The following is a 7,797-nucleotide window of genomic DNA, read 5'->3' as shown; positions in this document are numbered from 1 at the left end:
TGGCACCGCGCAGCGTCCGGCGGGTCCCCAGTCGACCGGTGTCCAGTCGAAGGTTCCGCCGCAGGGCGGCACCGCGCAGCGTCCGGCACAGACCGGTCCACAGCGTCCGGTCACCGGCCAGCAGCCCGCCGCCCCCAAGACGGCCGCCACCGGCCGGGTGCCGGCCGCGGCAGCCGCGGATCCCGCGGCCCGGGCGGCCCGCAAGGAGACCGCGAAGGCCAAGGCGGCGGTGGTGGACGGTCCGACCCGTCACATCGCCCGTGAAGACCTCGCCAAGGACCTGCCGGACCTCTCCGAGGTCAAGCACCCGCTGCCGGTCAAGCCCGCGGTCTCGGACACCGCCGCGCAGGCGGCGTTGGCCGTCCCGGTGGCGGTCCTGCCCGGCCAGCCGATGCGGGCAGCCGTCCAGATCCGCCGGATCGACCCCTGGTCCACCCTCAAGGTGTCGCTGGTGATCTCGGTGGCGCTGTTCTTCGTGTGGATGTTCGCGGTCGGGTTCCTGTACGTCGTGCTCGACGGCATGGGCGTGTGGGACCGGCTCAACAACGCGTTCACGGACTTCGTCTCGGAGTCGAGCAGCAGCGGACTGGTCACGGCGGGGCAGGTCTTCGGTTACTCCGCTCTCGTCGGGGCCGCGAATGTGGTGCTTTTCACAGCGCTCGCGACGATCGGTTCGTTCATCTACAACCTCTGCACCGACCTCGTCGGCGGTGTCGAGGTGACGCTGGCTGACCGGGACTGACCTGGGGTTTTGGTTCCCCACCGATCCCGTTTTGGTTGCAGCGGGTCGGTGGGGTAATCTCATGCCTCGGTTCAGGGACACAGTCCCGGTACCGGTTCACGGGCCTATAGCTCAGGCGGTTAGAGCGCTTCCCTGATAAGGAAGAGGTCGGAGGTTCAAGTCCTCCTAGGCCCACTCCCCGTGTCGACGAAGGGTTCGATCATGAAGGTTTTGCTGGTTGCAGCGGCCATTGTGACGGTCCTCTTCGGACTCACCAAGCTGCGGTCGCAGCGCCGCGGCGAGGACGTCTGGCACGAGGTCACCAGCCGCTGAAGCGGACGGGGCCTTAGCTCAGTTGGTAGAGCGCTGCCTTTGCAAGGCAGATGTCAGGAGTTCGAATCTCCTAGGCTCCACAGATCGGTTCAACCGAACAAAACGCTTGCGAAGCACCCCTCACCTTCTCTGGTGGGGGGTGCTTTGTGTTGGCGACGAGTTTCATCGAGGGGAGGACAGCGACGTGGATGACAGTGACATGGATGGCGGGGAGATGGACGGCGCCGGCGCGGAGGAGCTTGGTGGGACCGAACACGAGGCGCAGCTCGCGGAGCTGGCGGGCGGAGTCTTCGAGGCCGAGATCGGCCGGTTCGTGGACGAGCTCGAGGTGGAGCAGTTGCTCCTGCTCCGGCAGGTGATGGAGATGGTCGCCGACAACGGCCACATCGGGCACCAGATCTCGGGCATCGTCACCGGGTGCCTGATGTACAAGCACCAGCGCACGTGGAACGGCGAGCCGACTCCGTGGGGGCCCGCTCCGGCCTGACCGCCGGGTGCCGGCCTGTGGATGGATCACCGGTATCCGGACACCGGCCTGTGGAATTGTGAACAAACCTGTGCAGCAATTGATTTGGTCGGCAGTCCAGAACCCGACTGTCGACGGCCAGAATTCGGCGTCGTCACGGGCCTGGTGTCAGGGCGCACGGTGACGAAGCTCGGGCGTTGATCGTGTTGAACAGTATGCGCCGATACGGTCGGCGCGGGGCCGTTCCTGGCGGCGGCTCCGACGCGGCACGGGCCGTACAGCCGCAGGCCCTCCGCGACGCCGTCAGGACCCCGCAGCGGCCCCGGACACGCCTCACGCCCCGGACGGGCGACCGGGGCGTGAGGATTGCTGCCAGGGCGGCTTCAGGCGTTGTCGACCTCGCGCAGGCTGGGCGGCTGGGCGGCGGGCGGCGGCAGTTCGGTGCGCTGCTTCCTGACGAAGACCGCGCCCGCGGCGACGGCCGCACCGACGACCACCAGCAGGACGACGCGACGACGGCCCTTGCGGCGGCCGGCGGGCGCGGCGACGGCCACGGCAGCGACGTTCGGCTCCTCGACCAGGCTGAGCACGCTCTCGCGACGCGGCTTGGCCGCGGTCTGACGGGCCAGCGAGTATCCCTTGCCGAGCAGGTACATGCTCACGGCCCCGACGCCCTTGGCGAGCCCGGCGGTGTTCTTCGCCAGTCCCGCCGCGGCGCCCTGGGCACACCGGAGTGCACCGGTGAGCTGGGGGTTCTCGGGTGCGGCTGACACCAGTTCGAGGGTCGGGGCCGAGTCGGCAGGAACGTGGGCAGGCTTCGACACACGGTTCATCTGTCCACTGTCGCACATGCCCGTGTGCCGACAATGGCACGATGGGGGAGTGACTTCACCGAATCAGACCGCAACCGCAACGCTGCACACCAACCGCGGCGACATCAAGATCGCCCTGTTCGGCAACCACGCGCCGAAGACCGTCGAGAACTTCGTCGGCCTGGCCGACGGGTCCAAGGACTACTCGACGGAGAACGCCTCCGGCACCAAGTCCGGCCCGTTCTACGACGGCGCGGTCTTCCACCGCGTCATCGACGGCTTCATGATCCAGGGCGGCGACCCGACCGGCACCGGTCGCGGCGGCCCGGGCTACAAGTTCGGCGACGAGTTCCACCCGGAGCTGCAGTTCGACAAGCCCTACCTGCTGGCGATGGCGAACGCCGGGCCGGGCACCAACGGCTCGCAGTTCTTCATCACCACCGGCAAGACCCCGCACCTCAACCGTCGCCACACCATCTTCGGTGAGGTCGTCGACGCGGAGTCGAAGAAGGTCGTCGACGCGATCTCGGGCACCTCGGTGGACCGCACGGACCGCCCGCTCGAGGCCGTCGTGATCAACAGCATCACCATTTCCTGAGCGGCTTCGAGGGATGACGAACCCCGGTTGGGGCGGCACGCCCGGTGAGGGCGTCCCGCCCCAACCGAGGTGTGTCCGGCACCCGGACCGCCCCACCGCGCTCAGCTGCAACCGCTGCGGGCGTCCCGCCTGCCCGGACTGCCTGCGTGAGGCATCCGTGGGCTACCAGTGCGTCGACTGTGTCGCCGCCGGCCAGCGCGACGTCAGGCCGGTCCGTGGCGTCGCGGGCAACACGGTGACGGCCACCCGGCCCAGGCCGATCGTGACGTACACCCTGATGGGGATCAACATCCTCGTCTTCCTGGTCACGGCGCTGCAGGCCAAGTCCCTGATGGACAACGGCGGCGGCTTCGTCAACAGGTTCACCGGCGTCGCCACCTTCGACTCGCCGCTGTTCGGCTCGTGGGTGCTCTCGCCCTACGACGTGGCCGGCGGCGACTGGATCCGGCTGCTCGGCAGCGGGTTCCTGCACTTCGGCCTGTTGCACCTCGCCGTCAACATGTTCGCCCTCTACATCCTGGGCCGTGACACCGAACTGATCCTGGGCCGCGCGCGTTACGTCGCGGTGTACATGATCTCGCTGCTCGGCGGGTCGGCCTCGGTGATGGCCTTCGAGGGCGGCGGCTTCACGGCCGGCGCCTCGGGTGCGATCTTCGGCATCATGGGCGCGCAGGCGGTCATCCTGCTCAAGCTCCGGCGCAGTCCGGCGCCGGTCATCGGGGTGATCGCGCTCAACGTGATCATCAGCGTCTCGCTGCCCGGGATCTCGTTCTGGGGTCACCTCGGTGGCCTGGTCGCCGGTGCCGCCGCCACCGCCGCACTGCTCTACGGGCCGCAGTGGCTCGGCGCCGGGCAGGACCGGGACAAGGCGGTCCGGATCGGCTGGATCGGGCTCGCCGCCGTCACCGCCGTGACCATGGGCGTCATCGGCATGCGGGTCGCGCAGCTGCGCGGCGAACTCGGGTTGTAGCCCGGCGACGGTCCGCAAGGGTCAGCGGGTGCCCGCACGGGCACCCGCTCAGCCGGCGGCGGTCGGGTCCGGCGGGACCAGTTGCTGGCCGACCAGCGCGTCGAACACGTCGGTCGGGTCGGTGCCCAGGTCCCAGCGCCCGAAGATCATCAGCTTGTCGTCGGCGGCGCCGGCCGGGCGCACGTCGATCTCGAGCATGGGGACCCGGCGGCCGAGCCGTGGATACCGCACGATCCGGACCCGGGCCAGGTCCGCGCGGTCGTACTCGCGCCGCCCGCGGATCCCGGCGACCGCGATGCCGCCGCCCCCGTCGAGCACCGCCAGCCGTGGCCGCTGCCGCAGGCCGAGCGCGGTGACCGCGAACAGCCCGAGTGCGGCCAGGCCGATCAGCAGCCGTCCGGCCGGGTCGGACGGAGCCGCCGCGGCCGCGGCCGCCAGCACGATCCCGCCCAGCCCGGTCGCGACGAGCGCCGGCGTGGGTGTGGACCACGCCAGAGCGGAGTTGTGCACGAGTACTCCCGGTGTTATCCACAGGCGCTATCCACATTGGGGATGAATGACACCTGTGTAATTGCGGCCGAGTGGGCCGGTCGACTATCTGGTCAACGCCACTTCATTGTCATCACGAGCCCGACGACCATGAATCCGAAGCCGATCAGGAAGTTGTAGGCACCCAGATCGTTCATCCACGTGAGCTGGTCCGCAGCGAGGTAGTACACGACCAGCCAGAGCAGGCCGACGAGCATGAAGCCGAGCATCACCGACACGTAGAGCGTGCTCGACGGTCCGGCCTTCACCTTCACGGGCGTACGGTTTGCGGGGTTGATCGTGTAGTCGGTCTTCTTGCGGACCTTCGACTTGGGCATGACGTCCTCGAGTGAATTGATTCGGAGCGGACAGGAGCGGGCGTCGTTGCCGACGCCTGCCAGGTAGGTTCGAACCTACCCGTAGCGTCCCCCGGTCAGGCCCAGTACCGACCAGGTCGGGCCCGGTCCGACGTCCAGGATGCGGCGGGGGTCCGCCTCGACCGGACACCGACGGGAGGAACAGCAGTGACCGAACCAGACCTGCCCCAGCACGTAGCCGTCGGCGCCGGCGAGGGTCGCCGGCGCGTCTCGACGTTCTGGAAGGTCTGCGTGCCGGCGGTGTGCCTGGTGACGGGCCTGCTGTTCGCCACCACCCGTGAGGTGTCCGCCGGCGACGAACTTCGCCGCGGCGACACCACCCGCATGTCCGACCTTGTGCGCGGTGCCCAGGCCGACGTCGACCGGGTTTCCGACCAGCGTGACGCGCTGGCCTCCCAGGTGGAGTCGCTGCAGGCCGACGCCGCCGGATCCGACGCCGGGGTGGCGGCCGCCCTCGACCGGGTGCGGGGACTCGAGACGGTCGCCGGGTTCGCGGAGGAGACCGGTCCCGGCGTCCGGGTGACGCTCACCGACGCGCCGCGGGACTCGGACGGCAAGTACCCCGCCGACGCCCAGCCCGACGACCTGGTGGTGCACCAGCAGGACGTGCAGTCCGTGCTGAACGCGCTGTGGGCGGGCGGCGCCACCGCGGTGGGGATGCAGGACCAGCGGGTGGTCAACACCACCGCACCGCGCTGCATCGGCAACACGCTGCTGCTGCACGGGCGCACCTACAGTCCGCCGTACGTGATGACGGCGCTCGGCGACCCGGCGCGGCTGACGGCGGCGCTCGACGAGGAACCCGGGGTTCGCACGTTCAAGCAGTACGCGGTCCGGTACGGCCTCGGGTACACCGCGACCGCCGAGGAGTCGCTGACCGTGCCCGCGTACAACGGGCAGCTGCGTACCCGGTTCGCCGAGTAGCCGACGCAGCCGCTTATCCTGGCCGAATGCGCATCCTGGTCGTCGACAACTACGACAGCTTCGTGTTCAACCTGGTGCAGTACCTCGGCCAGCTCGGGACGAAGGCCACCGTGTGGCGCAACGACGACCCGCAGCTGGCGGACCGGGCGGCCGTCGCAGCCGAGTTCGACGGCGTCCTGCTCAGCCCCGGCCCCGGCACCCCGCAGCGGGCGGGCGCGAGCATGGACCTGGTGTCCGCCTGCGCCTCCGCCGCGACGCCGCTGCTCGGAGTCTGCCTCGGTCACCAGGCGATCGGCGCCGCGTTCGGCGCCACCGTCGACCGGGCGCCGGAGTTGCTGCACGGCAAGACCAGCCTGGTGCGGCACAACGACACCGGGGTCCTCGCCGGTCTGCCCGACCCGTTCACCGCCACCCGCTACCACTCGTTGACCGTGCTCGAGGAGACCATCCCCGCCGAGCTCGAGGTCACCGCACGCACCGACAGCGGCGTGGTGATGGCGATGCGGCACCGGCAGCTGCCGATCCACGGCGTGCAGTTCCACCCCGAGTCCGTGCTCACCCAGGGTGGGCACCGGATGCTGGCGAACTGGCTCGAGGTCTGCGGCGAGCGGCCGGCGGAGTCGCTCGTCTCGACGCTCGAGTCGGAGGTCGCGCGGGCCCTGGGGGACGCGCTCACCCACCGCTGAGGGCGGCCGGTCAGGCCCGCGTCACCCGCGCCAGGGTCAGTGCCGATCCGAGCAGCAGCAGGCCCTGAGACGTTCGGGGATCGGAACCCGTTGCCTCGGCGATCCGCACCAGCCGGTTGTCGACCGTGTTCGGGTGCACCCCGAGGGTCGACGCCGTGCGCCGACGGTTGAAGTCGCACGCGAAGTACGCGCCGAGGGTCTCGGTGAGTTCCGGCGTGGTCCGCAGGGTGTCCACGACGGCGAGCAGTCCGGCCCGCGCCGCGCTCTCCTGGCTCAGCTGGTACTCCACCAGGAGGTCGTCGACGGTCGCCACCTCCGCGGCTGCGGTCCCGGAAGACCTTATCTCCAAGAGCTTTCGCGCCTCCGTGGTGGCTCGGGGGAGGTCTTCGAGCCGGTCCGCGCGGGCCGCGCCCGCACGAACCGCTGCCTGAGCCTGGTCCTGGAGTCGACCGACCAGCTCGTCGAGGTGGGCGCGACGAGGGGCCGGCGGGGCAGGCAGCAGGATCAGCCCGCCGGTCGGGTCGAGCGCGGCCAGTGCGCCGTCGCCGGTCGCTCCGCCGAGTTCGTCGTGGATGCGAATCATCTTGCGGCGACCGGCAACCCGGCGTTCGAGATCGTCGTCAGCGAGTTCGGCTGCGGTGGGCTCGAAACCCAGGGCGAGCACGGTGTATCCCGCCGCGAGCCGGACACCCAGTCGCTGCGCCAGGTCCGCGGCAGGCCTACCGCCGACCAGCGTCGCCACCAGGTCCCGGATCGACTCCCGGGCCTCGGTGTCGATCGACTCGAGTTCCTGCTCGTGCGCGCGGGTGACCGCGCGGCAGACTCGGCGGGCCGCGGCGAACAGTCGGGGCGCAAGGACGGGTAGTTCGCGGGCCGCAGTCGGCGGCGTCACGTCCAGGATCTCTTCCCAGAGCACCTGCAGGCAGACGTGGTACCCGTCGAGGAGTTCGACCACCGGCAGTCCCTCCGCGGCCCGGTCCCGGGCCCGGTCGGCGAAGTCGCGGCAGTCGGCGGCCTCGGGCAGGCTCCCGTCGCGACCCGCCCGGGTCAGGAGCCGGATGAACTGGCGCGCGCTGTGTTCGGCGGTGGCGTCGAGCAGGGGAGTGCGTCGGTACTCGGAGTCGGCCGCGGCCGCACTGCGGATGTGGGGGAACAGTCGGTCCGGCTCACGGTCGAGTCGATCCAGGACCGCGGCCAGGTCGGCGGACATCTCCTGTGACATGTCACAGGACAATAGTCGACCGGCAGTGGAAAGGGCCGATTGTATGCAGGACTAACTGTCGTCATACTGGGTTGTATCCCCATGACGAGTGTGACATCGCCAAACAGCGGTGGCCCCTGGCCTGCCCGCGTTCACCGGCGCCACCGCGAGCAACCGAGGG

11 protein-coding genes and 2 tRNA genes are annotated in these 7,797 nt (G+C 70.1%); 9 read left to right on the top strand and 4 right to left on the bottom strand.

All coding sequences use genetic code 11. The features are described 5' to 3' along the window. From RT2_RS24035 to RT2_RS24020, 5 genes are all read left to right on the top strand, one after another. The coding region (locus RT2_RS24035; protein ID WP_072847326.1) for a DUF3566 domain-containing protein at nucleotides 1–742 on the top strand (742 nt) is incomplete at its 5' end. A gap of 100 nt (nucleotides 743–842) precedes the next feature. Beyond that, nucleotides 843–916: transfer RNA gene (locus RT2_RS24030), tRNA-Ile, on the top strand. Nucleotides 917–943: 27 nt separating this feature from the next. Further along, entirely contained in the window at nucleotides 944–1,054 is a 111-nt protein-coding gene (locus tag RT2_RS26240; RefSeq protein ID WP_217635636.1) for a DLW-39 family protein, read from the top strand. A gap of 7 nt (nucleotides 1,055–1,061) precedes the next feature. Next, nucleotides 1,062–1,134: transfer RNA gene (locus RT2_RS24025), tRNA-Ala, on the top strand. A gap of 104 nt (nucleotides 1,135–1,238) precedes the next feature. Further along, nucleotides 1,239–1,541: a hypothetical protein gene (locus tag RT2_RS24020; protein WP_139191333.1), complete on the top strand. Its 303-nt coding sequence runs from the start codon at nucleotides 1,239–1,241 to the stop codon at nucleotides 1,539–1,541. Nucleotides 1,542–1,903: 362 nt separating this feature from the next. On the opposite strand, the gene RT2_RS24015 is transcribed toward RT2_RS24020, so the two are convergent. Then, complete coding sequence (locus tag RT2_RS24015) at nucleotides 1,904–2,353, bottom strand: hypothetical protein (protein ID WP_072847324.1); 450 nt, start codon at nucleotides 2,351–2,353, stop codon at nucleotides 1,904–1,906. A gap of 16 nt (nucleotides 2,354–2,369) precedes the next feature. On the opposite strand from RT2_RS24015, the gene RT2_RS24010 reads away from it, so the two are divergent. Further along, the gene (locus RT2_RS24010; RefSeq protein ID WP_174556750.1) at nucleotides 2,370–2,930 is read left to right on the top strand and encodes a peptidylprolyl isomerase; all 561 of its coding nucleotides are present in this window, start codon (nucleotides 2,370–2,372) and stop codon (nucleotides 2,928–2,930) included. Nucleotides 2,931–2,943: 13 nt separating this feature from the next. Beyond that, entirely contained in the window at nucleotides 2,944–3,900 is a 957-nt protein-coding gene (locus tag RT2_RS24005; RefSeq protein ID WP_072847322.1) for a rhomboid family intramembrane serine protease, read from the top strand. A 48-nt stretch (nucleotides 3,901–3,948) separates the two neighbouring features. Here RT2_RS24005 and RT2_RS24000 read toward each other — a convergent pair whose 3' ends face one another. Together RT2_RS24000 and crgA are read right to left on the bottom strand one after the other, a co-directional pair. Beyond that, the gene (locus tag RT2_RS24000; RefSeq protein ID WP_083577584.1) at nucleotides 3,949–4,410 is read right to left on the bottom strand and encodes a PH domain-containing protein; all 462 of its coding nucleotides are present in this window, start codon (nucleotides 4,408–4,410) and stop codon (nucleotides 3,949–3,951) included. A 92-nt stretch (nucleotides 4,411–4,502) separates the two neighbouring features. Continuing rightward, entirely contained in the window at nucleotides 4,503–4,766 is a 264-nt protein-coding gene (gene crgA / locus RT2_RS23995) for a cell division protein CrgA (RefSeq protein ID WP_072847320.1), read from the bottom strand. A gap of 201 nt (nucleotides 4,767–4,967) precedes the next feature. Between crgA and RT2_RS23990 the strand changes: the two genes are divergently transcribed. Next, on the top strand, nucleotides 4,968–5,729 hold the full coding sequence (locus RT2_RS23990) for a DUF881 domain-containing protein (protein WP_072847329.1): 762 nt from the start codon (nucleotides 4,968–4,970) through the stop codon (nucleotides 5,727–5,729). A gap of 26 nt (nucleotides 5,730–5,755) precedes the next feature. Then, on the top strand, nucleotides 5,756–6,415 hold the full coding sequence (locus tag RT2_RS23985; protein ID WP_072847319.1) for an aminodeoxychorismate/anthranilate synthase component II: 660 nt from the start codon (nucleotides 5,756–5,758) through the stop codon (nucleotides 6,413–6,415). A 10-nt stretch (nucleotides 6,416–6,425) separates the two neighbouring features. Here the strand turns inward: RT2_RS23985 and RT2_RS23980 are convergent, their stop codons facing one another. Further along, entirely contained in the window at nucleotides 6,426–7,637 is a 1,212-nt protein-coding gene (locus tag RT2_RS23980; protein ID WP_072847318.1) for a PucR family transcriptional regulator, read from the bottom strand. Between the last annotated feature and the right edge of the window lie 160 nt (nucleotides 7,638–7,797).

The sequence above is a fragment of the Rhodococcus tukisamuensis NBRC 100609 genome, assembly GCF_001894985.1.
Lineage (GTDB): Bacteria > Actinomycetota > Actinomycetes > Mycobacteriales > Mycobacteriaceae > Rhodococcus_G > Rhodococcus_G tukisamuensis.
The sequence above is the reverse complement of the archived record's forward strand: the minus strand, read 5'-3'. Positions and strand labels throughout refer to the sequence as shown.